Annotated in this window: 18 protein-coding genes; 16 read left to right on the forward strand and 2 right to left on the reverse strand. The window is 62.5% G+C overall.

Features of this window, described 5'->3' with window-relative positions; all coding sequences use genetic code 11:
• Positions 1-16 precede the first annotated feature (16 nt).
• From ACQFZP_RS15375 to ACQFZP_RS15415, 9 genes are all read left to right on the forward strand, one after another.
• Positions 17-1066 carry a hypothetical protein gene (locus ACQFZP_RS15375; RefSeq protein WP_211891929.1) on the forward strand — a complete coding sequence of 350 codons (1050 nt, stop codon included), beginning with the start codon at positions 17-19 and terminating at the stop codon, positions 1064-1066.
• A gap of 1 nt (position 1067) precedes the next feature.
• Positions 1068-1904 (forward strand): polysaccharide pyruvyl transferase family protein, encoded by an 837-nt coding sequence (locus ACQFZP_RS15380; protein WP_211891930.1) that lies wholly within the window; start codon positions 1068-1070, stop codon positions 1902-1904.
• Positions 1905-1911: 7 nt separating this feature from the next.
• On the forward strand, positions 1912-2640 hold the full coding sequence (locus ACQFZP_RS15385; RefSeq protein WP_211891931.1) for a hypothetical protein: 729 nt from the start codon (positions 1912-1914) through the stop codon (positions 2638-2640).
• 4 nt (positions 2641-2644) lie between these two features.
• On the forward strand, positions 2645-4039 hold the full coding sequence (locus tag ACQFZP_RS15390; protein ID WP_211891932.1) for an O-antigen ligase family protein: 1395 nt from the start codon (positions 2645-2647) through the stop codon (positions 4037-4039).
• 26 nt (positions 4040-4065) lie between these two features.
• Positions 4066-5481, forward strand: coding sequence for a lipopolysaccharide biosynthesis protein (locus tag ACQFZP_RS15395; RefSeq protein WP_249312634.1), 1416 nt, complete (start codon positions 4066-4068; stop codon positions 5479-5481).
• Between the two features lie 2 nt (positions 5482-5483).
• Positions 5484-6521, forward strand: a complete 1038-nt coding sequence (locus tag ACQFZP_RS15400; protein ID WP_211891934.1) for a glycosyltransferase — start codon at positions 5484-5486, stop codon at positions 6519-6521.
• Positions 6518-7564: a polysaccharide pyruvyl transferase family protein gene (locus ACQFZP_RS15405; RefSeq protein WP_211891935.1), complete on the forward strand. Its 1047-nt coding sequence runs from the start codon at positions 6518-6520 to the stop codon at positions 7562-7564. Before ACQFZP_RS15400 ends, ACQFZP_RS15405 begins: the two co-directional genes overlap by 4 nt.
• Positions 7565-7726: 162 nt before the next feature.
• The gene (locus ACQFZP_RS15410; protein WP_211891936.1) at positions 7727-8857 is read left to right on the forward strand and encodes a glycosyltransferase; all 1131 of its coding nucleotides are present in this window, start codon (positions 7727-7729) and stop codon (positions 8855-8857) included.
• Between the two features lie 176 nt (positions 8858-9033).
• Positions 9034-10611: a hypothetical protein gene (locus tag ACQFZP_RS15415; protein ID WP_211891937.1), complete on the forward strand. Its 1578-nt coding sequence runs from the start codon at positions 9034-9036 to the stop codon at positions 10609-10611.
• A gap of 225 nt (positions 10612-10836) precedes the next feature.
• On the opposite strand, the gene ACQFZP_RS15420 is transcribed toward ACQFZP_RS15415, so the two are convergent.
• A complete protein-coding gene (locus tag ACQFZP_RS15420; protein ID WP_211891938.1) occupies positions 10837-11427 on the reverse strand; it encodes a YdcF family protein in 591 nt (196 codons plus the stop codon).
• Positions 11428-11620: 193 nt separating this feature from the next.
• Between ACQFZP_RS15420 and ACQFZP_RS15425 the strand changes: the two genes are divergently transcribed.
• Positions 11621-13798 carry an acyltransferase family protein gene (locus ACQFZP_RS15425; protein ID WP_211891939.1) on the forward strand — a complete coding sequence of 726 codons (2178 nt, stop codon included), beginning with the start codon at positions 11621-11623 and terminating at the stop codon, positions 13796-13798.
• 82 nt (positions 13799-13880) lie between these two features.
• Here ACQFZP_RS15425 and ACQFZP_RS15430 read toward each other — a convergent pair whose 3' ends face one another.
• Positions 13881-16094 carry a hypothetical protein gene (locus tag ACQFZP_RS15430; RefSeq protein WP_211891940.1) on the reverse strand — a complete coding sequence of 738 codons (2214 nt, stop codon included), beginning with the start codon at positions 16092-16094 and terminating at the stop codon, positions 13881-13883.
• 402 nt (positions 16095-16496) lie between these two features.
• On the opposite strand from ACQFZP_RS15430, the gene ACQFZP_RS15435 reads away from it, so the two are divergent.
• The 6 genes from ACQFZP_RS15435 (at position 16497) to ACQFZP_RS15460 (ending at position 23870) form a co-directional block, all read left to right on the forward strand.
• Positions 16497-18779 (forward strand): hypothetical protein, encoded by a 2283-nt coding sequence (locus tag ACQFZP_RS15435; RefSeq protein ID WP_211891941.1) that lies wholly within the window; start codon positions 16497-16499, stop codon positions 18777-18779.
• Positions 18780-18848: 69 nt separating this feature from the next.
• Positions 18849-19766 (forward strand): UTP--glucose-1-phosphate uridylyltransferase, encoded by a 918-nt coding sequence (locus tag ACQFZP_RS15440; RefSeq protein WP_211891942.1) that lies wholly within the window; start codon positions 18849-18851, stop codon positions 19764-19766.
• A gap of 206 nt (positions 19767-19972) precedes the next feature.
• The gene (locus ACQFZP_RS15445; protein ID WP_307852909.1) at positions 19973-21397 is read left to right on the forward strand and encodes an acid phosphatase; all 1425 of its coding nucleotides are present in this window, start codon (positions 19973-19975) and stop codon (positions 21395-21397) included.
• Positions 21398-21591: 194 nt separating this feature from the next.
• Positions 21592-21978: a VOC family protein gene (locus ACQFZP_RS15450; protein WP_211891944.1), complete on the forward strand. Its 387-nt coding sequence runs from the start codon at positions 21592-21594 to the stop codon at positions 21976-21978.
• Between the two features lie 4 nt (positions 21979-21982).
• Positions 21983-22510 carry a DUF3995 domain-containing protein gene (locus ACQFZP_RS15455; protein ID WP_211891945.1) on the forward strand — a complete coding sequence of 176 codons (528 nt, stop codon included), beginning with the start codon at positions 21983-21985 and terminating at the stop codon, positions 22508-22510.
• Between the two features lie 115 nt (positions 22511-22625).
• Positions 22626-23870 (forward strand): ATP-binding protein, encoded by a 1245-nt coding sequence (locus ACQFZP_RS15460; protein ID WP_211891946.1) that lies wholly within the window; start codon positions 22626-22628, stop codon positions 23868-23870.
• The last annotated feature ends 28 nt before the right edge of the window (positions 23871-23898 follow it).

The raw sequence follows: 23898 nt of genomic DNA on the forward strand, positions 1-23898 counted from the left end.
ATTAGGAGGAGCTTCCGTGACAGCAACACGCACCGCGTCTATGCGCGTGATGATGCTGCCGAATTCTTCGCGTCCTGGCGGTAATCCATTTGTGGGTCTACTCGTGGAGAATCTCGATGAGGGCATCACTACGGTGCCATTCACGTGGAAGACCGCGTTCCTCGGGAAGTACGACGTCTTCCATGCGCACTGGCCGGAGTATCTGCTGCAGGCAGATTCTAGGGTTGCAAGGAGTGTGCGTGCCGCCGCTTTCGGCTCGCTGAGACTCCTTCTCGCTCTTCGTCGAAAACCGGTTCTCGTCACCGTGCACAACCGACGTGCTCATGCAGGCGCGGGTCCGCTTCAAGACCGCCTCGCAGCCCTCTTCAGGCGTTCGGCCACGCGTCGCGCGTTTTTGAACGAATTCGATCGGAGATCCGAAGACTTCCGCGAAGGCGATGCCGTGATCCCGCATGGGGACTATGCCAGCGTTGTGGCTCCCTTTCGCCCGAGCCTGACGCAGACCTCAAGCGAGCCCGGTCGAGTGCTGCTGTTCGGAGGATTGCGCGCCAACAAGGGCATCTCGATGCTTGTGAAGGCCTTCGCGGACGTCGCGGATCCGCATGCGTCCCTGGGTATTTGGGGCCGGGTCCAGGACCCGCGCTTTCTAGCGGAACTGAAGGCGATTGTCGCCGAGGACCCCCGCGTTGAACTCGAAGCCCGGGAGATTCCCGATCGCGACCTTGCAGTCGCCATTCGCAGCGCCCAACTCATCGCGCTTCCATATCCGGACCTCTACAATTCTGGAGCGCTCTTCATGGCGCTGACGCTCGGACGGCCCGTTCTGATTCCCGATTCACCCACCGCCCGCGAACTGAGGGATGAGTTCGGAGCCAGCAGCGTGCACATTTTCAGTGGCGACCTCACCGGAGAGCGCATCGAGCTGGCGCTCGGGCAACGCGCGCCTTCTCTCGATGAGGTCCCGAAGGTCCTCGGAGATGCAAGGTCCTGGCCCGCGATCGGGCGAGCCTATTCCGACCTCTACCAGCGCGCTCTTGATCGACGCGCGAGAACGGAGATGAGCTGACATGCCGCTCGTCTACTCCTGGAACCCCCGGCGTCCCCTGCTGCCGGGTCGACTTTCGAAGTACTCGCGCTTCGGGCGTCGAGTGAACAACTTTGGCGATCTGCTCGGCGGAAAGATCGTCGAGGCCGTTATCCAACGACGCCACCTTGGTGAATCTAGTCCGACCTCACCTGGTCAACAGCTGCTGTCTATCGGGTCTGTTCTTCACGAGGCACGTGATGGCGACGTCGTCTGGGGGAGCGGTCGCAACGGTAAGAAGACCTCGGAGCAGCACTCGTTCGATTCTCTTGATGTCAGGGCAGTGCGCGGACCGCTCACGCGAGCATTCCTCGAAGGTCGTGGCATCCATGTCCCGGAGATTTATGGCGATCCGGCACTTCTCTTGCCCACGCTGTATCCGGAGACGGTGGAATGGGCAGCCAACAAGCGCCGCAAGTACGCCGTGGTGCCCAACTTCAACGAATGGGACGCCTACCGGGATGCCCCCAACGTGGTCGATCCGCTGGGGCCCATCTCATCCGTGATTGAGTTCATCGCCAGCAGCGAGTATGTAGTCGGGTCTTCCTTGCACGGCGTCATCGTTGCGGAGGCGCTCGGGATCCCAGCAGTGGCGATAGCGTCCCGCGTGGAACCGGACTTCAAGTACCGCGACTACCACTCTGGAACGGGCCGTCCGCCAGAGTCTCTCGTGCTGGCCGAGGACCTCGATTCCGGACTGCGCGCCGCTGCCAAGCTCCCACCACCAATTCTGGACTGGTCGCCGGACCTGCTGCTAGACGCATTCCCTAGCGAGCTCTGGCAACCCTCCACCCACGAATCCGAACCTCCGAGACTCTAAGGTCAATATGTCAACGCTCATCTTCACCATCGCTCAGAACGGTTATGGCGTCGCCTACCAGGACTGCATTGATTCGCAGCGTCGCTATGCAGCGCGGATCGGTGCCAACTACGCGGCGGTCACAGAACCTAAACAGGTGGCCGAGATCGCCCTCAGTGCCTGGCTCAAGGTGCCACTGATTCTTGGTGCGCTCCGCGCCGGGTATGACTACGTTGCTTTCATCGACGCTGACGCGCGCGTTGCTGAGGACGCGCCAGACTTCCGTACCGAGACGCTTCAACAGGAATCCGTGGGCATGGCGCTTGGGCGCAGCGGCCGTGTGAACTCAGGTGTCATCTTCACCAAGCGAGACGAGGCATCGCTTGCCTACTTCGAGCGCATCATGGCGAGCTTAGAGGAAGAAATTCCAGCAGAGGACCGGCAGAACCTCAAGTATGAGAACGGAAATCTGATCTACGTTACGAAGCTGCTGGGAGGAGTGGAGACTCTCGACCTCAAGTGGAACAACACGAGTGACGTGGACCTCAAGGATCACATTCGGCACTACACCGGCCCGCTACGCGACACGTACCGGCGGAGCTTGTCCGCGAACCTCAAGTATCGGCTTGCGAGGATTGGACTACGCAAGGCGACGCCGCAGCCAGCCCAGCGCAGCGCCTCCTTCGTGAATAAGCTCCAGGCTGAGGTTCAGGCGGCCGAGGAACGGTACCCCAAGCTCGTGGCGCCTCAGAACTAAACGCATGAACTCGAAATGGGCGCTCGTTCCAGTCGCGGTCGTCGTCACCGTGGGCTTGACGCTCGGCGTACTCGGCCTTGGTGATGGCGCGTACCTCGGGATCGGAGCAATACTCGCGCTCGCCGCGCTGATCATCATTCCGAAGCACCTCCTCCCGTCACTGGCGCTGGTGCTCTGGGTTCTTGTTCCGCGGCGCCTGTTTGAGGACGTCGGTCCACTCGCACTCGTCTTCCCGGTCTGCGTCGTGATGCTGATCTGGGGCATTCGTGAAGCGCTCTCGAAGGAGAAGACCCGCTCGCGGCTACCGGCCAAAACAGCAATCGCTACGATCTTCGTCCTTGCTCTGCTCTGGTTCCTCGTCTCCACAGTGATAGGCCAGAAATGGGGAGACAGTCTCTCTTGGGTGATAGCGTTTGCAGCTCTCGCACTGCTTCCTACGCTTTTCGCGGATGTCCGTGCCACTAACGCGGCGCGGGCAACCATGCTCGTTCTCGTGGCCATCACCGGTGCCTACGCGTTGGTGGAGTACCTTCTGGGCGCCAATCTCATCTACGATCCGATCTACGCGCTCCTGGGCCAGCCAGAGGTACAGAACTGGTCCGTGTACCGGTCTCATTCCACGTTCGGTCACCCGCTTTACGCGAGCTTCTTCCTTGCTGCAGGTTTCGCCCTTGCTTTGGGTACAGCCCTTGAGCGACCACGCTTCTGGCCCTTTGCCGTTGCCGCCATCGCGGGTATCGGCGTGGTCACGACCGTTTCTCGAGGCGGCCTCGCGGCCGTCGCGGCTTCCGCTGTTGTCGTTATCCTTCTGGTCGTCTTCCGATCTGATCGTGTGTCGGGAGTAGTCAAGTTCCTCACGATTGCGGCCACTGCCGTGGGAATGTTCGTTGCGTTGCAGTCGGATGCCTTCAGCGAGCGGTCGAGTTCGAGCGAGGCGGGCTCATCGGCCGACGCGCGAACGTGGATCTTCGAGCTCGCGTACCAGTCGGCGAATGACACCTACTGGCTTGGTTCCGGCCCGGCGACCTCGGCCGACACAGTTCGCGCGCTCAACAGCTACCAGATTCTGGTGGAGAACGGATACCTGCAGATCCTCATCTCTGCCGGGCTGCCAGCGTTGATACTCTTCCTCGCAATCCTTGGAGTGAGCGCAGTGCAAGCCATCCGCGCGCAGCGTTACGCGGGCCTCAGTGTTCTGGTTGCGTTCTCGACCGCCATCTTCGGCTTCAACGGTCTCGAATCGAACGCATCCATCTTCCTCGTTCTCGGTTTCGGACTGATGCTTATTTGGGTGCCAGAAGTCGTACCCCCAGCAGTGCCTGACGCTGCTGAGGCTCTTCACGTGAAACGAGTCGACGAGCCTCGACGTGCTCTGCTGCGAACCGGAGGCGCGCGGTGAATATCGCTTCGAAAGCTGTAACGGGGATGGGCTGGGCTGCGGTTGAGAAATGGTCGAGCCGCCTCGTCTCGTTACTTGTGCTGCTGGTACTAGGCCGGCTCCTCACTCCGGCGGACTTTGGGCTTGTCGCACTGGGAACCGTCTTCATGACGTTCCTCAACGTGTTCGTGGACCAGGGGTTCGGCCGAGCTCTTGTCCAGCGGAAAGTACTCGGTGAGAAACACGCTTCTACCGCGTTCTGGTTTGGGCTGACAAGTTCCGTAGCGCTTGCAGGACTCCTGATCTTGCTTGCGCCGTCACTCGCATCGATCTTTGACGAGCCAGGGTTGGCGCCCATCATCCAGGTGATGTCACTCGGTCTTGTGCTGTACGCGTTGAGTTCCGTTCCCCAGGCTCTGCTCGAACGAGAATTCAAGTTCCGGGCGCTGGCTGGACGTCGTGTGCTCGGAACGCTCCTGGGCGGTGTGAGTGCCGTCGTTGCGGCTTCGTTCGGCATGGGAGCCTGGGCACTGGTCGTGCAGACGCTTGTGACAGCGGCTGTGGGCGTCATCGTTCTCTGGAGTACCGCGGACTGGCGACCCAGCTTCACCTTCAGCTGGCAGTCGTTCCGTGAGCTCTGGCCCGTCGGTTTCAGTGTTGTCGGAATCGAACTCGTTGGGTTCGCAAACTCGCAGGCTGACAAGCTTCTCGTTGGAGCCTTCCTTGACGCGACCGCCCTCGGTTACTACTTCTTCGCCATGCGCATCATCTCCATCATGGTGGAGCTGTTCTCGGCCGTGTTGTCGTCGATAAGTCTCACTACATTCTCGCGTCTGCAACATGACCGTGAACAGATGCGAGCCTGGCTGTACCGCCTAACGTCCATCAGCTGCTGTCTGGCAATGCCGGCGTTTGCGGTTCTTGCGGCGGTCGCTCCTGAGGCGGTGCCGCTGGTCTTCGGGGAGCAGTGGCGAGAAAGCGGCCCCTTGGTCCAGATCCTGTGCGTTCTCGGAGCGATCAACGCGGTGGCGGTCTTCGATCGAAGCGCCCTACTGGCAGTCGGCCGCAATCGCACTGCGTTCTTGCTCACCCTGGGTCAGGCGATTGTTGGCATCGGCCTGGTCGCTGCTGCCCTGCCCTTCGGGGTCGTAGCTGTTGCTGTCGCAGTCTCAGCGCGTCAGCTGATCTGGTGGCCTGTACGGCTCGCGGCATTGGTGTCGGGCGTAGGGATCGATTGGAAGAAGTATCTCGGCCTGTGGCTCAAGCCATTCGTCCTGTGCTGCTTCGCAGCCGCCGCAGGCTGGGTGCTCTTCGCTGTGATCTGGGATCTCTCCGGCCTGCCGATCGTTTTCACCATCGTGACGACCCTCGTGGTGCTTGTCGTTTCAGCGGCCCTGTTCGCGTTGTTGCTTCGCCCGACGCTGAGCGACGCGATCGCGCTCATCAAGCAACGGAAGGCCTGATCATGCCCGAGCCCACTGCACACGATGCTTCTGAGCTGAACCGCAGTTCCGTGAGCCTGCTCAATACGCTGCCCAAGGCTTTGCGTCACTATGAGAACGAAGTCCGAGCCACCCTGGGAGTCGAGGCAGCTCGGGTTACGTCCGTGCGGACGCCATCGGCAGAGATGGGGTCTGCTGGCAAGGTGACGAAGCTTGCCCGCGCCGCCCAGCATGCGAGCTTCATGGGGCGGCAGCGCGAGCCATTCATCTCCCTCTGGCCAGCTCTCGGCCACCTCGAATTCGCCGTGGCGAGTCGACGAGCCGCGGGCGCGGTAGTGATCCACGACCCGGACCCGATTCGCCAGTCGATCGGCTACGGTGCGCGCTCCATGCAAGCCGGAGTCGCGGCGAGCCGCCGCGCAGGACATTTCGCGATCGCGCATTCACGGGCAGCTGAGGCCCGCCTCCGTGAGATCGGCTACGGGAAGGTGCTCTACGTCCCGCATCCCATGCTCGAACCGACGCCTCGGCTTGTGAACCCGGCGGGGGACCGCGTAGTCCGCGTCCTAGGTCAGTACAAGCCGACACGAGACCTGGACCTGCTTGAAAAGCTGGGAGCGCGCCTCACCGAGCAAGGTGTGCGCGGGGAGATCGTCGGTCGCGGCTGGCCGCAGATCCAGAACTGGACGGTCAGAGCGGAGTTTGTCTCGGAAGAAGAGCTGGACCTGCTCGTTGCGACAGCAGGCGCGGTCCTGGTTCCGTACACGAAGTACTGGCAGTCGGGACTAGCAATTCGAGCCGCCGAGCACTCCGTCCCCGTCGTCGGTGCGGCCGGCGGATTCCTCGATGAACTACTCGGCACTCACAACTCAGGACTCGTTGCGGACGTGGACGATCTCGATGAGTGGACCACGGCGCTCGTCACGGTTCTGAGCGATGCTGCGACCACGACATCATCTGACTCGGCCGTGAGCTACTTTCGCCAAGCCCGCACCGGTTGGACGGACCTCCTGACCAGGCTCGGCGCCTCGAGCACCGAATCTCGAAACGAAAGCGAATGACGTTGAAGCGACAGACTCTTAACTACTTGGGCTTCGCCGGCCACGGAAACCTTGGCGACGATGCGATTCTCGAGGTTTACCGCGAGCAGTGGCCGGATTGGGAACTCTGGCCGGTGCCGGTCCGTAAGAAGGACGTGGCGAAGTCCGTCCTTAAAGGCGAATTCCTTCCGCGACGCGGAGCGCCGCTCCTTCTGGGGGGCGGAACTGTGCTCGGGCGAACGATCTGGCGGCACCACATCGCTCGGACAAACAAGCTGCTGAATCCGCGGTTCGCCATGTTGCTCGGGGCTGGAGTCGAGGACCCGGACTTCGTCGGTGACAAGAGCTACACCTCCGTTGAGGAGTTGAAGCTCTGGGGAGGGATCGTCGCTGATTTCGGCAATGTGACGGTGCGCGGTCCGAGGTCACAGGAGATTCTTGCTTCTGTCGGCATCCCTGTCTCCATCGTCGGAGACCCGGCGCTTCTACTAGGCGAGCAGGAACTCGACGAATCCGTCAACGAGGGCGGCTCTGTCATTGTCAACCTCACACACGGAGAGGACCAGTGGGGTGGCACGGACTTGAACTGGGTCCCGGCCGTTGTGGAAAGCCTGCGTGAGCTTCAGCTCCAGGGTCGACGGATCGACTTCGTCTCCATGGAGCCCGAAGACTATGCCTGGAACGACGAGGCAGCTCGGGCACTAGGTGGCGAACACACGCACCACAAGCCGTCAACGACAGCCGAGCTAGTGGAGATTCTGCGTGAAGCTCGGCTTGTGATCGGTACACGACTACACACCTGCGTTCTGGCAGTCGCTGTAGGTGTTCCCACCCTCGCCCTCGAGTACCGCCCGAAGTGCAGAGACTTCATGGCCTCGGTGAGTGCTGACGAGTGGTGTGTGCGTGTTGATCGCATCGAATCTGCGTCGTTGACAGACCTCGCAGAGCGCCTCCTTGAGGGGTCGGCCGAGCAGCTTGCTGTGCAGAATCGCAGCGTACGCGAGTTGCGTGCCCTTCTGCGGGCGGAAATGCAACAGCTGACGACGCGGATTTTGGCTTCGTAGCGGTGTAAGACCTGCTCGACCGGCACGGAGTCCGTACCCTGTTCAACAGGGCGCAGCCTTCACCCCGGTTCCCCTTCGTTTCACCCCCTAATCCCTGTCTTGAACACGAGCATGAGCCGGACGTCGCCACGAGCGGCGTGCGGACATCACCTGAGGTTTGCAATGACTAGAAGAGTCGCCATCATCGGCACCCGTGGCTACCCCAGCTACTACGGGGGCTTTGAGACCGCCGTGCGTAAGCTTGCTCCGTATCTCAGCGATCGCGGGTGGGAAGTGACCGCATACGGCCGCCCTGCGGCCCTGGAGATCGACGATCCGACTCGAGACGAGCGCGTCATCCAGCAGACGACATGGGGACTCGAGACCAAGTCGCTGAGCACGCTCAGCTACGGGTTCACCGCAGCCATCGATGCGGCAGTCAAGAAGCCGGATGCCGCGATTGTAATGAACGTAGCCAACGGCTTCTGGTTGCCTTTCCTCCGTGCGCGGGGCATACCAACGCTCGTGAACGTTGACGGCATGGAGTGGGAACGAGCCAAGTGGGGCACCCTGGCCAAGAAAGTCTTCTACAGCGGTGCTCGCGCGACTAAGCGGTACGCGGATCTGCTCGTCTACGACTCGCACGAGATCGGACGACGCTGGCGGGAAGAATTCGGTCGCTCGGGGCTATTCATTCCGTACGGGGGCGACGTCTCAGAGACCCAGCCACTGGAAGACGGGTTGGAGCCCGGCGGATACGTGCTGCTCGTTGCGAGGTTTGTTCCCGAGAATACTGTCGGCGAGTTCCTGGAGGCCGCGGAGAAACTGGCTGAGAAATGGCCCGTCGTGCTCGTCGGGTCCACCGGTTACGGGGGCGAGTTGGATGATCGAGCCCAGAAGTTGAGCGATGCCAACCCGAACGTGAAGTGGTTTGGGCACATCAACGATGACGGGCGCCTGCACTCGCTCTGGTCGAACGCGGGGGCGTACTTCCATGGACACAGCGTCGGAGGGACGAATCCGGCTCTGGTTCAGGCGATGGCGCTCGGCGCTCCCACCGTCGCACGCGAGACGGTGTATAACCGAGAAGTTCTAGGTGACTCCGCGGTGTTCACCGACCCGACGCCCGCGTCGATCGTGACGGCCGTCACTTCCGTGATGGAGAACGACGAAATTCGACGACGGCTCGCCGAAGAAGTGCGGGCCCGCGCCGTCGAGCATTACTCCTGGGATTCTGTCTGCCGGGGCTATGAAGAGGGCCTGGAGAAGCTGATCGCATCGCGGGGCGGGTCTCAGAGGCCCTCCAATGGCTGACGGCGCGTTATAGCGCAGCTAATACATCGGGTGCGGTGAGTTGAAGCTTTTTGCTATCCGGCTGTGCTGTTTTGTCGCAACAATGTCGTCTTCGACTGGATCGAGTTGAGAGCTTTCCGCTATTCTATTCAGAGTAGCCGCCGGGTCTCCTAGCCGCTCTACCCGTCGGGAGACAGATGAAGAAGCTCTCAGCAGCTTTTGCCCTTATCGTTGCTGTTGTCGCCGGCACGAGTTTGTCTGCGCACGCAGTTAGTGCTTCCCCGCTTGATCAACTACCGCCCGAACTGCGATCTCTTAGCATCGATGTCGGCCAGCCCGTCCAAGGCGGAGACACGATCGTCGCTCGCTGGACCGTGGCTGAGGTGAGCTCGATCGACCACGTGCGTCTCACGTTCAAACACCCAAGCGGGCGCACACTTTGGCTAGGTGAGACTCAGGTCACGTCTGACGGAGGCGGATTCGTGACCGGGACCACCACCGCCGTGGTCGACAGCTCGGTGGTGCGTCCGGGTACTTACACTCTCGACGTCATAAATCTCGCGGATCAAGCGGTGAACCACACCTCACTGAGGGAAGGCGACCGCCGATTTGTTCCGCTGAGCTTCGAAGTCGCCGATTCTGGGGTGGATTTCCAAGGGCCAGAGAACGTGAGTTTCTCGCTGCGAACACCGGGGCCATTCGCCCCAGATGATCGCATCGTCGTTGACTGGGCGGCTGAGGACGAGCACCGTGTCAACGTGCTTCGCCTCATCGTGACTTCACCGTCTGGACGTTCTTTCTGGTTCTACATCGAGAGCTCGGAGCTTGGCGAGGACGGCGTGCAGCGAGGGACGGCGAGCATCTCCGTGGACGGAGAGCGGTGGCCCTCGGGTGCCTATTCCCTCACCGAGTTCTCGATGGGTGACGAACTAGGCAATTTCACGTCTATGAAGTCGGGGGAATCGGGCTTCCCAGTCCTCACCTTCGATGTTGGTCCGACGAACCTGGACGTGACAGATCCTGAGCTGATCTCGGTTGTCATGACTTCGCCAGAGGTCGTTCGGCCCGGAGAAAGAGTGTCCTTCGTGTGGAGCGCTTTCGACGATAGAAAAATCCACAGCGTGACCTTCTCGTACCGCTCTGTCAAGCCTTACAGTCCATGCGAGGTTCTCCAGCCTTGCCATAGCCACCATGTCGGGATCTACACCGGAGAAGTCTCGGTCACATCCGTGGCCAATGGTGTCTATACAGGGACGACCTCGAGCGTCGTCGACGGACGCTTCACCTGGGCCTCTGGCCGGTATGAGTTGCGGTCCGTCTCCGTTAGTGACGCCACGGGAAACGCGATTTCGATTCGAGCGGGTGATCCGCTGTTCCCAGAAGGAGGCTTCTTCGTTGATAAGGGGCCTCTCCCTTCCCCCACCCCTACTGGCGAGGAAGTTGCGTCGCCGACGACCGCGCCCTCGCCGTGGGCACCCAACTCCGCTCACCCGACGCAATCGTTCACTCCGGACCCCACTGCGCCAGTGACGGCCGCACCATCAGGGCCCTCGGCTTCTACCTACCCCACCTCGACGGTTGATCCCTCAGAAGCCACTCAGCCAGCAGCTGCGACGAGTCTGGGCTTGGGGACGAACACACCCTCGAGTCAGCAGGACCCAACGCTGGCCGCCACTGGACAGGACGCCACCTGGGCCACGCTGGCACTAAGCAGCGCCTCAGTTGTCGCGCTAGGGGTCGGTGCATTGCTGGCGCAACGACGTCGGGAACGTTGAATTATCGAGCCCAGCTAGTCATTCCTTGGCCGTCCGGCCCGGAGCCGTCGCAAGTCCGGAAGTTCGAGTGTGTGTCGGAGGGTAGGACCGGGCCCGGGCCACGGTTTTCTACCCTGGCTCTCTAGGGTGCGGCGACGATGATCCGCGGGTTTCATAGACAGGTCACGAGCAAAGCAAAGCCTCGGGGGCATGATCGGCTAGCTTGCTAGGAGCCATAAGACGTAGTTACGCGCATCCTGTCGTGTACGTGAAAGCTTTGGCGAATGCGATCAGCTGGTAGAGGTACTCCAAGGCGTTACGCTTCGGACCCAGATACGTTCCATCTTGGACAACGGTGAATTCTCCAGAGAAGCATCGGTCGAGGTAGAGCTCAGTTCGCAACACGTGCGGTGCGAAGGTTACGACCATGACGGACTCCCAGCCGTGCTCGCGCGCCATTCGTTGAAAGAGTGCTATCTCGCCCTGGGTAGTCGAGGGATACGGCTGCACGCAGTAGACGTCATAGGTCTGCTCGTGAGTGCAGATCCACAGCTTGTCTGCACCGTAGGTACCGTTTCCGACGGTGGTCGAGACCACTAACGTTTCGCTGTAACCGGCAGCGATCAGGTCCTGTGCGTGTCCGATCCGAGTCTGAGAAGCGGGTCCGAGCACGAAGATGGCATCGACCGGAGCTGGTGAGTGCTGAGGTGGGAAGAGTACAGGACCCACTGGCACCATCAGCAACGTAGCGAGCGCAACCAGGATCAGGTGCCAGATCCTGCGTTGATTCGTTCTGGCTACCGGCGATGTCTGCTCGCTGGTGGAGTCGCCCCGCATGATTGATCCCCTGATCAGCGAGGCGCCCGAATCCACCGAGGGGATTCGTCGCCTCGACGTCGAGCAAATTGGCGCCCGAAGAACCGAGCAGCAAGACCGAGCTTAGAGACTGCACACGCAGGAGGCGGAACAGGTGACGGGAAACTTGACAGTAGACTCACAGGAAAGTCTTCCGTCACCGCTAGGAGAGTTCGTGGCTCGCGCGCAGATCGCTACCAAGAGGGCACCTCAGGGTCCTTCTCGCAAAACGCTCCAATCAACGACGAACTTCCGACGCGACATCCAGGGCCTGCGAGCCTTCGCTGTTCTTGTCGTCTTCCTCGACCACATGATCGGCTGGCCGCACGGCGGCTTCGTCGGTGTCGATATGTTCTTCGTCATCTCTGGATTCCTGATCACCGGTCTGCTCATCCGCGAGTACACGAGCACGGGAACGATCTCATTCAAGCGCTTCTATGTCGCGCGCGCGAAGCGAATCATTCCAGCGGCCACGCTCGTGCTGGTCGTGGCGACCTTGCTGGGCTTCGTCGTCTTCTCTGGGACACGCGCGCTGGCGACAGCCTGGGACTCGCTGTGGGCCTTTCTTTTCGCCGCGAACTGGAACTTCGCGATCCTGGGCACCGACTATTTCAGCCAAGATTCGGCGCTTTCGCCGGTGCAGCACTACTGGTCGTTGTCGGTCGAGGAGCAGTTCTACTTCGTCTGGCCGTGGTTGCTCCTGGGGTTGCTCGCTATTGTCGCGCGCTTCGGCACTATGACCTCTCGGCGAACCCGAGTCGTTGCAGCGATCACCATTGGCATCATCGGCATCGCCTCCTTTGTCTGGGCGCTGCACGAGGCAACGACCTCACCGACCATGGCTTACTTCTCCACCCTTACTCGGACCTGGGAACTCGGGCTGGGAGCCTTGCTTGCTGTCGCTGCTCCGCTATTTCTCCGGTTGGGCGCCTCCACCCGGGTGGTGCTCGCTTACGTGGGACTCGTGGGCATGGTCATCTCTGTGTTCGTCGTCACGCCTGAGACACCCTGGCCCGCACCATGGGCACTCGTGCCGACCATTGCCACGGCTCTCGTGCTTGCGTCCGGCATCGGGCAGGAAGCGCGGTTCTTGCTTCCACTCACCAACCCGGTGGCGTTCTACATTGGGAACATCTCCTACAGCCTCTACCTATGGCACTTCCCAGCGATCGTATTCGGTCTGGCGCTCTTCCCTAATTCGGGTTCGTTCGGCTTTGTCGGCATAATCATCGCTGGCTTCGGGCTGGCGATCGCTGCATACCATCTCGTCGAGAAACCGTTGCACAAATCGCCACTGCTGACGCGTATCAGACCGAGAGACAAGGTTGCCGCCTGGCAGGAATGGCGTTCGAAGAATGGTCGACAAGCGACCCTTGGTGGCTTGCTCGGCGCCGGTGTGGCAACTCTGACGCTTGTCGCCGTCGCGCTCACCCCGCCTGCTGCACCGGCGGTACAGGCTGAGGTCACCAGTATTCTTGGCGACGACGTGCAATCCGAGAGCACGGCCCCGGAAACGGACGCTATTGCTGCAGAAGTTCGAACCGCGCTCTCTGGGACGGCCTGGCCCGAGCTTCAACCGGATCTCGACAGCGTCGAACTCGGGAAGAACCCGGAGATGGACGTTTCGCTTGGCTGCCTGAACCCGGAATTCCTGGTCGCTGGCCAGTGCACGACCGGGCTCGGTCCGAAGAACGCGATTATTGTTGGGGACTCCTTCTCAGTTGCCTGGACACCGGCGATTCGGGCCACGTTGGAGCCTCAGGGGTTTTCAGTGCAGACTGTGGGTTACTCGACCTGCCCATTCACGACAGCTGACGTGAAGCTCGATCTCGGAGAGGCAGCTTCGGAGCGCTGCAATTCCTCTCGCTCTGCTGTCACGAGTCACATCGTTGCGAGTGCCCCGGACCTGCTGATCATCCTTGATTCCGAGTATGCGATGGCGCAGACGGCGAACATTCCAGCCGGCGGTGCGGCAAGATCGCAGGCCTACGCGAGTGCTCGAGTTGACGCCGTACGAGCGACCGGCATCGATCCGTCGAAGGTCGTCATTGTCACCCCAAATCCTGGCGGACTTAACCCGACAGCGTGCGGCAGCAAGGTGGGTTCGCCCGCAGACTGCGTTTCTGACGTCGCCGGTCCATACGCAGAACTCGAGAAAGCGAATCAGAGCGCTGCCGGAACCCTCGGTGCGCAGACGCTCAGCACCCAGACTCTCTTCTGCGCTTCCGGTAAATGCCCGGTCTACGCGGGTTCGACGCTCATCCGTTGGGACTCGGGGCACCTGACCTCCCAGTACGCCGAACACATCGTCCCCGCGCTCACGGAGATGCTCGTGCCCATGCTGCCCGCGTAGTACCTCCCGAGCTGGGCCCGCCTTTGCCGTGCGGCTTCGCCAGATGCCCTTGTGCAGTCGGGCGAGGGACGCACGGCAAAGGTCAGGGCGCGCAAGCGACACCAACCACTAGCGTCCTGGCTGGCGTCCCGCTCGTAGTGTTCGAGCACCTGAATGAGGATCCTGAAGTGTTGACTGCCGCGAAGGCCGTCTGATTCGCGGCTGTCCCTCCGACGAAGGAGACCGAGTTCTCCGCATAGACGTGGCCGACGCCCCAAACCTGGCCCGAGGATTCCGTGTCTGCGTATTGGGTCCCGTAGAGAGTCTGGAAACCGTAGGTGAGACGAGCAGTCACTGAGTTGCCGTACACGAGAATGTTCGACCCCTTGACCGCCACGGTGCTGTCCGTGATCTGTGTTCCAAACGACGACTGGTCTTTCGGGGTGCCGAGCGCATTCTTGTAGATGAAGCCATTGCTCGTTTGCTCCTTCGCCTCGATGGCCTGCGCCGTGGTCTCCGTGATCCGGTTGTAGGCGAGGACGAAACTCTTCGTGCGGTCCGGGAAGCAACCGGATCCATCGGAAGACGACGGTGGATTGTTGCATCCGGCAGCAAGTGAGTGCCCGACGTAAATGCCCTCCCCGTACGGTTCACTCCCGGAACGCTGGCCCGCTTCGGTGATTGAGGACCGCACAACCGAGACATCGGTGGACTGGGACTTCACACCGCTCTGCCCTCGCAGGTAGATGCCGCCCTGAGCAGTGTTCGCAACATGGACGCTGTCCAGACGGACGTTCGTACCGCCGCCGACCTCGATGCCGCTGAAGGCATCTCTCACATTTAGATGCGCGACCTTCACATGCGACGCGTTGATGATGAGCGCAGAGGGAGACTTCAACGTGTACCCAGATGCGGCAGGCCCGTTCATGTCAAGCGTCGCCGCCTGCCCATCCAAAGCGACGTCTGATGGCGCAGCTTGCGGCAGGGTCGCTCCTGGTGTCACCTTTCCGCAGACAACGATCGGCGACTGCGCGGTTCCACTCTTCGTCATGACGAAACCGCGATTCTCGCTAGGCACATTGACTTTGGGGAAACCCCCGAACGTCCCGGTTGGGGAGAGAACGATGATCGAACCCGGTTGCGCGGAGTCGAGCGCAGCTTGAAACTGCAGGCTGGTCTGGACGGGCGTCGCCGCTGAGGCCGCGCTCGATGAGCACTCATTGACAGACGGCACGCGCGACGCCAGTGAAGGCTGAGTGAACGATACAGGCGAAGATCGAGGTCCCGCCTGCGCTGATGAACCGTTACTCAGCGCGAAGACCGGTTTTACGGCATAGCGATAGTTCTTTCCCTCAGTGAGACCCTGCTCGACGTAGGGAGATGACGTCACGGTGGCTATGGGAACGAAGGCAGCTGTAGCGCTCTCGGCTCGCAGCACCTGATACTGACGAGCGCTCGTAGATTGTCCGACGGGGTCCGTCCAACTCAGACGGACCCCGTTGCCGTCTGTTAGGGGATTCGAGGTCGCCGCGGCCGAAGCTGTCGATACGCCAGTGAGTGCGGCCTGAGTGCTGGACACCGCGAAGGCGTCGAGAAACATGTTGAACGACGAGGACGCGGGATTCTTACTCGAAGTTGTAGAGATCGTGATCGTGTACAAGCCGTCGCCGGAGTTCGCTGGTGCGTTCCAGGTGAACAGGTTCTGCTGGTACAGGTTCTGTGACGAGTAGCGGTCTACGTTGCCGACGGTGACGCCATTGATTTTGACACTGGCGATGCCAGAGCTTGAAGTCTTCCGGCCGATCCAGCTGATGGAATCACCGACGAAGGTGAAACTGGCGCTGACTTCACCCGTTCGAGGACGGGACGCGTACGTCCCGGAGCCACCAGAGTCCTGCGAATGCGCAGCGCTGGTCCATCCCGCGGAGTAGCGGATCGCGGGCTCGTCCTGCTGATGGAGGCCGACACCCGGCGCATACACGTCCAGCGCGTCAACCGGGATGCTTGTACCAGTGGAGCCCGCTGGCTTCGTCGACGTCCACGAGATCTTGATCGTGTGCTGCCCCTGGCTGAGCTGACCGGAGTCGAAGGCTGTCTGAACGTACCGGGTAGTGGCGGCGTACCGCGAAACCTGTTGTGCGGAACCACCGTCGATGGAAACGCTGGCAGTGCCACCAGAAGGAGTGACCCGCCCGAGCCAGACCACACGCGTACCGGTGAAGGTGATGGTTAGGGAGCCAGCCGAGGTGAGGTACGCGCTAGAGCCACCGGAATCGCTCGCGCTCGTCAGATTTCCCCAAGCACCGGAATACTTCATGCGGGGATCGTCTTGCTCGAGCCTTACAGAACGATTCGGGCCTGCGTCAGCGGCCCGTGCTGTCTCTGCGCCTGGGGTGGGCAGCAAGGTGAGGAGCCCAGCGGCGAGCACCGCGGTGGTGAGACCTGCTATTCGCTGGACGAGAGTTCGCATACCCGAAGCCTAATGACTCCACTGAGATGGTTGTAGGGCAAGCCATGTCTTACATCTGTGCTCGCGGTCCCGACACTCGCCGCGCAGGACGTGAATGCGCCGCAGCCGTCCGCACCGGCCAAGCCTCAGGAGTAAACTGGTGCCAACTCCCCTCCGCTCGACGGAGGAGCTCCGTCAGCGCCAACGGGGTCCTGTCAGACAGACACCACCCGATCACGCAGTCCACCCAGGACCACTGAGGACAGTCGCTTGAAAAATGGACAAACGGCGCCGGAAGATTCGCACAGCTCGCAGAAGCTCTCCCGGCGTGCCGTAATTCTGAACTCCCTGGGGCTCGGTGCCGGCTTAGCCGCGTACCTAGCTTTTCCGACCCCGGCTGACACCCCGGGCTACACTTCCGCCCGGCTCTTCCGCGTGGCACAGATCAATCCACCGGCGCGCGCCTTGTTCGCGGCTCACGAACAGGTCTACGCGCGGTACCTGATGAGCATCGCGGGCATCGCGAACGACGTCGTCGACTACGACGATGCGCTCTACGGGTATATGAGCGGAGGCTGGTGGCGCCCGGAACAGGCGCAGAGTGAACGCAACGCTCGCGTCATGGAACACGTGGCTACGCTCGGCTGGTTCTACGGCAGCCGGAGAGACTGGAACCCATACTTCCGTGATCCAGCCCTTCTAGCGCGGCTCGAGGCTGCCGTCAGCTACTACACGTCATTGCAAAGGCCTGACGGAAGCTATCCCGAGTACGACGAGTCACCCTCTCTCGCTGCGACCGGATTCGGTCTAGTTGCCCAAGCGGAAGCTTATGAATTCTTGGGAACAGTTGACGGTTCGAGTGGTAGCCGCGAGCTCCTCAAACTCAGCATGACCCGAGCCGTTGGGTGGGTTATGGATCGCGCCTCTGGGCACTGGGAGGTGCCTATCCGAGCGTTTAATCAGCTGTCAGGGGCGCTGGTGGGGGCGCAACGAGTCCGGCAGGTGCTTCCAGAAGAAGTCGTGTCCCAGGCCGATATCGACGAGCGGATCGAGTACCTCTGCCAACAGGGACAGGCGCCAGCCGGCTATCTCAACGAGCTTTACGGCGTGGACTTCGAATACAACTTCACGGTCACGATGCCCGACCTTGCTTGGCTGTATCGGCAGACGCAGCACCAGAGCATCCTGAGGCTCGTCGAGCGGTATATGGAATTCATGCGGCACGCAGTCATCCCGGAACCGAACGGGGGTCAGCTTATGCATGTTCCGGCCCTGCACACGCGCAACGTGGTGGGCGCGGTCTCGCGACCGCCCGAGGATCTGCTCGATAGAGGTGCGCTTGCTGCACTGTTCCTTGAGGACGTCCCTGCAATCGCGCTCTTCCTCGCGAGTCAGAACGAGAAGGAAGACGTCCGAGCAGCCTTCCAGCAATCCGATCTGCCATTGATCGCGCTCGAGAAACCCCACACGTCGCCCCGGACATGGATGTACGGTCCCATCGCCCCGCGTGGCCCATCATCTGATGGGCGACGCGCCATCGAGAACCAACTTCCCGCGCTTCAGAGCAGCCGCCTCACCAGGCTTGATGTCGGCGCAACCAACGATCAATACCTCTTCCTGCGGCGGCCTGCCTACTACGCCGTGAGCGTTCTCGGCGAGCACCAGGAGGGACAGCTCTCCACCAGGCAGCTCGGGACGCTCTGGAATCCCCAGATGGGGACCCTGCTGACGGGGAGTAATGCTCGGCAAGACGGAGAGGGATGGGAGACGGTGGCCTCGGCAATCGAATTCAGCACGCGGCGTATGTCGTCGACGAGCACCTTCTATAGCGACGTGCAGCGCTCGCACGAGATACAGACTGCCTCCGTCTCCGGTCAGACCGGTTTCCTCGCACAACGCACACAGGGGCGATCCTCCGTTGAGCATGCTGCGGTCTGGACCTATTGGGATCGCGGCTTGCGCTTCCGATTCTGGGCATCCGAAGGAGCAGAATTCACACATCGCCTGCCTTTGGTGCTCAAATCGGGAGACGTACTCAAGTTCTCTGATGGCAGCAAGTTCGAGGTCGGTGATGAGCCCCTGCGGGTCGAGACGTCCACGATCGTCCTCATTCGGGAGGGGCGCCGCGTGCTGTTCTCGTTCGGTCCCGACGTGCGGCGAACGTACGTATCGCGCTCGGAGGTTGGGGCCGCCGGGGGTGTCATACACCGTGTCGGAGTTCTTTTCACGAAAGAACTGACTGTCGATGTCGTCTTCTTGGATACAGGCAAGAAGGCACCCGTAGGTGGGGAAGCGCACGTCACCGCTCCTGGTGAGATCGCTCTCCGCGTGACAGTGGATCCTGATGAGAATTCTGAGGCGAGGGTTCTCCGCATCACGGGTGAAGGTATGGAAGCCTTGGTCGCCGACATGCCAGCCGGGTCACGGGTGATCGAACAAACCGTCGAGTTCGAAGGCGAGGTGCCTGCTGAGCTCCTGGTCTCGGTGGCTGCCGCTGACGGTAGCTCGGCGACGACGATCCCCGTTCGCGTCCCGAGCCACCAGGCGGATTGACTGCTGCTCGCGACGTTCCGTGACACCTCGTGAAACCTCCTGGATACCCAGTTCCAATACTCTTGCTGTATGCGCGCACCAATCACCAAGGCCGTTATCCCCGCGGCAGGCCTCGGAACCCGCTTCCTGCCTGCGACGAAGGCCATCCCGAAGGAGATGCTCCCGGTCGTCGACCGCCCCGCCATTCAGTACGTCGTAGAAGAGGCCGTGGAAGCAGGTCTCACGGACGTCCTCATGATCACGGGCCGCCACAAGGCCTCGCTCGAGAACCACTTTGACCGCGTCGCCGAGCTCGAGTCGCTTCTCGCTGCTCGCGGCGAGCTCGAGAAACTCGCGCGAGTAAACGCAGCAACGAACCTCGCCGACGTCCATTACCTCCGCCAGGGAGACCCGCTCGGCCTCGGTCACGCGGTCCTCCGCGCCAAGCAGCACATCGGTCACGAGCCGTTCGCAGTTCTGCTCGGCGACGACATCATGTCGTCTGGCGGCTCGCTGCTCAAGCGCATGATCGAAGTCCACGAACAGACCGGCGCCAGCGTCGTCGCACTGCAGGAGATCGACCTCGACCTGATCTCGGCCTACGGTGTTGCCGCCTATGACACGAGCATCCCGCGCGAGCAGGGCGTTGTTGGCCCCGACACGATCCAGCTCACGGGCCTCGTCGAGAAGCCAGCCCGCGAAGACGCACCCTCGAACCTCGCGGTCATCGGTCGCTACCTGCTTCGCCCCGAGGTGTTCGATGTACTCGAGCGCACGGCGCCAGGCCGCGGCGGGGAGATCCAGCTCACCGACGCCCTCGAGGTGCTCGCCGGCGACCCTGAGGCGTTCGGGGGAGTGGTCGGTGTCGTCTACGGCGGACGTCGCTACGACACCGGCAACAAGCTCGAGTACATCAAGGCCACGGTCGAGCTTGCGAGCCAGGACCCGAAGCTCGGCCCCGAGCTGCGCCCATGGTTGCAGAGCTTCGCGGCGCAACTGGCCGACTGAACCAGCGCAGGAACGGGACGGGGACTCCGCGCGTGAAGCGCGGGGTCCCCGTTCTGCATCCCCAGCCAGTTCACTAGCCGTCCACCTAACGGACACTGCCGCGATTCCCCGGATCCCTACGCTCGCGGAGTTCATCCCCCGACCGTTAGGCCGAACCCCGCATGCGCATCACGACGTCTCGACGACGCCTCGCTTCCACTCTCGCTGTGACGACCGGGCTGGGGGTGCTCCTCTCCGGCTTCGGCGCGGGGGCAGCATCCGCCGCCGAGCCGTTCACCGACGACCAGCTCGCCTACGACTACCCGTCGAACGCCGAGTACGACTACGTGCCGATCATGGACCAGTTCTCCTGGCTCGTCACCGACCGCGCCGACATCATCGCGCTCAACGACAGCCAGACCGTCGACATCAACAATTCGGCAACCCCCGAGCAGGTCGAGCGCGCGATCGTCGACCAGTACGACGACATGTCCGTCTCCATGGCCGACGGACTCGGCGCGAACCTCGGCGCCATCTACGCCGAGGCGCGCCTCGCGGGCGAGCTGCCGAAGATCGACGCGCTCCTCGCGAAGAGCGGCGGCCTCGTCGGCTACTACTCGTCGTCGAACCCGTCGAAGAACTACTTCGACTACGACCGCCCCTACATCCGCTTCCCCGAGCTGCTCCAGTACCGGGACAAGGAGGGTGGCGACGCCTGGGACTCCACCAGCGGCGCCTACCCGAGCGGCCACACCTCGCAGGCGTACTGGCAGGGCACGTCGCTCTCGATGATGCTGCCCGAGCTCGCCCCGCAGATCCTCGCCCGCACCTCCGAGGCTGGCAACAACCGCATCGTCATGGCCGCGCACTACCCGCTGGATGTGATGAGCGGACGCATGATGGGTCAGCACATCGTCGAGCGTCGCATGAGCGACCCTGCGTTCCGCGAGCTGTTCGCTGAGGCCGAGACCGAACTGCGCGGTGTCCTCGAGGCCGGATGCGGTGCGGCACTCGCCGACTGCATCGCCGCCGACACCCCGTACCTGTCCGATGAGGATGCGCTCGCGCTCTATGAGCAGCGCATGTCATACGAGTTTCCGCAGATCTCGCCCGCTGGCGACGCCGTCACGATCCCCGCGAACGCCGAGTCGCTGCTCATCACGAGCCACCCCGACCTCACGCCCGAGCAGCGTCGTCAGGTGCTCGAGCTCACCGCCATCGACTCCGGATACCCCCTCGACGAGGGCGCCGAGGGCAGCTGGCAGCGACTCAACCTCGCCGCCGCCATGGCAGCTCAGGTCGAGGTCAACGCCGACGGGACGATCAGCCTCGTGGATGCGGGTGTCGAGCAGCCGGAGCCAACCACTCCCGGCACGACCGAGCCAACCGTGACGCCGGCCCCGACCGCCGAGCCGACCGGCACCGCGACGCCGAGCGCGACGGCGGAGCCGACCGCGTCTGCCACCACGGCACCTGTCCCGTCGACCACGGCTCCGACCGCCAGCGGCAACGCAGCAGACGGCGGCTCCGACGCCCTCGCCACGACGGGTGCCGAGAACCTCGGGACTGGCCTGATCGCGGCGCTCGCATTGCTCGCGACAGGCGCGACCGCACTGATCCTGCGCAAGCGCTCCGCGACGTCGAACGGCTAACCGGCTGACCCCCAGCCCGCACACGAGGCCCGCAGTTCACCGCCCCGCGCATCCACACGATGCCGGACGCGGCGGATCGCGGGCCTCGCTCGCTGCGCCAGGAACTCGCGGGCCGACGCGACCGGACCCCCGAACTCCCTCCACATCCACGCCACACTCTGGTCTTGGAGCGCAACGCGCGGTGAACTGGACCCATGCCTAAGACAACGCGTGTGATCAGCGTCTCGATCCCTGTCTCCGATGTGGATGCGGCGCTCGCCTTCTACACGGATGTGCTCGGTTGCGAGCTCGTCATGGACGTCGAAGCGTGGCCGGGCGCCCGCTACGTTGAGGTGCTTCCGCCGGGTTCCAGCGTGGGCATCGTGCTGCTCCCGCACGACAGCGAGATCCCCATCGCCGTGCGCCTCGGCACCACCGACGCGCAGGAAGCGCACGACCGCATCCGGGCGAGCGGCGTCGAACTCCACAACGACGAAGTGCTGCGCTGGGAGGGCGTCGAGCCGATGTTCTCGTTCACGGACCCGGACGGCAACGGTCTCGTCTACCTGGAGGAGCCGGGCGACCAGACGCCGGGGGAGTAGGGGGATGGGCGACGGCACGCGAAGTGACCGAGCGGCGCGAACATCCCGAAGCCCCAGCACTCCCAGCACCCGCCGCACCGCGCGCATCCTCGTGCTCGTCGCCGCCATGATCGGCCTGGTGCACGCCGCCTTCAGCGCCTACTGGGCGCTCGGCGGAACCTGGCTGCTGTCGACCATCGGGGCGATCGCCGTCGAGTTCTCGAGGCGCGAACCAGTGGAGTCGGGCCTCATGCTCGGCGCGGTCGCCCTCGTGAAGGCCCTCGCCGCGCTCATCCCCGTCGCCGTCGACGCGCAGCGGATGCCGTGGCCCAGAGCCTGGCGAGCGATCAGCTGGGTGGGCGGCGGCGGCATCGTGCTCTACGGACTCGTCAACATCGTGGTCAGCGGCGCGGTGCTGCTCCGCATCCTCGTCCCGGAAGGCGGCTACGACCGCGACGCCATGCTCGGCCACGCACTCCTCTGGGACCCGCTCTTCCTGGCCTGGGGACTTGCCCTCACCAGCTGGCTGTGGCTCTCGAAGCCCCTGCGCTGAAGTCCGGCAGTGCGTGGCAATAGGCTCGGAGCGTCGACCCCTGAGTTTCGTCTCCGCAGACGACAGGTGCTTGATAACTTTATCAATCGTTCTGATGCCTGATAATGTTATCACCATGCGTACCCCGCTCAACTCGCCGTTCAGCCCAGGCTCCGACACCGTGCCGCAAGTATGGGCTGGTCGAACAGAGCAGCTCAGCGACTGGCGAGACGTGTTGCGCCCGCGTCGTATCGCAGGTATCCACGAACGTGGTCGAACGATTCTGGGCGAAGCTGGACTAGGGAAGTCGACACTTGTGCGTCGCATCGCATACGACGCCGCAGCCCAGGGTGACTGGGTCACGCCGCAACTACGCCTTCCTTCCGGGGCTGACCCGCTCAAGCGGGTCGCAACCGCATTGATCGAGCTAGCGCACACGGCTGGCCTGTCGCAGAAGCGCGATAAGAAGCTGGGGCTACTCCTCAATCGCGTCCAGACTGTCGCAATGGCCGGTGTTTCGCTGACGCTCCGTGAGGAGCAGGACAGTCCAGATCCACACACGGTGCTCACGGAACTGCTCGTCGAGATCGGCCGCGCGGCGCGCAAACGAGGGGGTACCGCCGTTCTCGTGCACATCGACGAAATCCAGAACATTTCGTCGGGAGATGTGCTTTCGCAGGTGCTCGTCGCCCTGGGGGACGCCCTCGTGCATGAAGAACCTGAAGTCGCTCCCGGTGGGATGAACTTCACGGTGGCGCTTCCCATCGCCGTCTACCTTTCCGGGCTGCCAGAATTCGAAGACGTAGCGGGCGCCCGTCAAGGGGCCACCTTCGTGCGCCGCTTCCAGAAGACCACGCTCGCGCCAATTGAAGACGATGACCTTATGGCGGCCCTCCAGCCGTTCGTGACCGAAGGCTGGCCCGTCCTCGCCGCGGACGGTTCGCCGACCCGAATCTTCATGGAACCGGCGGCTCAGCAACAGATCGTCGAACTTTCTCACGGCGAGCCTTTCCTCTTCCAGTTAGCGGGTGAGCGAGCTTGGTACGCCGACACGGGAAACGTCATCACCCGTGACCATGTGCTGGCTGGCTGGCAACATGCGCGAGATGAAGCAGAAGCCCACGTGGAGCGCATTCTCGAACGTCTCCCACAACGGGAGCGCGAGTTCCTCCACGCGATGGCTGAGCTCCCCGTCGCCGACCGGAAGCTCACACAGATCGCCAGAGCACTCGGTCACGAGCGAGCCACCGAAGACGGAACCATCGCGCAGAGACTCGACCGAAAGCGCGGCATACTCCAGAGGGGGCCCCTCTACACGTTCAGGCACCGAGCTCTCGGCGCGTACCTCACCAGCGAGTGGCCCAACATTCCCTCGAGCTGAGCCCCACAAACGCGTCCAATAAACTCGA

The sequence above is a fragment of the Pseudoclavibacter sp. Marseille-Q434 genome, from assembly GCF_050315415.1.
Taxonomy (GTDB): Bacteria; Actinomycetota; Actinomycetes; order Actinomycetales; family Microbacteriaceae; genus Pseudoclavibacter.

What these genes read in the sequence shown, in the direction of transcription:
- ACQFZP_RS15400 (WP_211891934.1), top strand. Translation starts at nt 5,484, where the DNA reads ATGCCCGAGCCCACTGCACACGATGCTTCTGAGCTGAACCGCAGTTCC.
- ACQFZP_RS15460 (WP_211891946.1), top strand. Translation starts at nt 22,626, where the DNA reads ATGCGTACCCCGCTCAACTCGCCGTTCAGCCCAGGCTCCGACACCGTG.
- ACQFZP_RS15380 (WP_211891930.1), top strand. Translation starts at nt 1,068, where the DNA reads ATGCCGCTCGTCTACTCCTGGAACCCCCGGCGTCCCCTGCTGCCGGGT.
- ACQFZP_RS15390 (WP_211891932.1), top strand. Translation starts at nt 2,645, where the DNA reads ATGAACTCGAAATGGGCGCTCGTTCCAGTCGCGGTCGTCGTCACCGTG.
- ACQFZP_RS15410 (WP_211891936.1), top strand. Translation starts at nt 7,727, where the DNA reads ATGACTAGAAGAGTCGCCATCATCGGCACCCGTGGCTACCCCAGCTAC.
- ACQFZP_RS15430 (WP_211891940.1), bottom strand. Translation starts at nt 16,094, where the DNA reads ATGAAGTATTCCGGTGCTTGGGGAAATCTGACGAGCGCGAGCGATTCC.
- ACQFZP_RS15420 (WP_211891938.1), bottom strand. Translation starts at nt 11,427, where the DNA reads ATGCGGGGCGACTCCACCAGCGAGCAGACATCGCCGGTAGCCAGAACG.
- ACQFZP_RS15440 (WP_211891942.1), top strand. Translation starts at nt 18,849, where the DNA reads ATGCGCGCACCAATCACCAAGGCCGTTATCCCCGCGGCAGGCCTCGGA.
- ACQFZP_RS15395 (WP_249312634.1), top strand. Translation starts at nt 4,066, where the DNA reads ATGGGCTGGGCTGCGGTTGAGAAATGGTCGAGCCGCCTCGTCTCGTTA.
- ACQFZP_RS15405 (WP_211891935.1), top strand. Translation starts at nt 6,518, where the DNA reads ATGACGTTGAAGCGACAGACTCTTAACTACTTGGGCTTCGCCGGCCAC.
- ACQFZP_RS15455 (WP_211891945.1), top strand. Translation starts at nt 21,983, where the DNA reads ATGGGCGACGGCACGCGAAGTGACCGAGCGGCGCGAACATCCCGAAGC.
- ACQFZP_RS15385 (WP_211891931.1), top strand. Translation starts at nt 1,912, where the DNA reads ATGTCAACGCTCATCTTCACCATCGCTCAGAACGGTTATGGCGTCGCC.
- ACQFZP_RS15415 (WP_211891937.1), top strand. Translation starts at nt 9,034, where the DNA reads ATGAAGAAGCTCTCAGCAGCTTTTGCCCTTATCGTTGCTGTTGTCGCC.
- ACQFZP_RS15450 (WP_211891944.1), top strand. Translation starts at nt 21,592, where the DNA reads ATGCCTAAGACAACGCGTGTGATCAGCGTCTCGATCCCTGTCTCCGAT.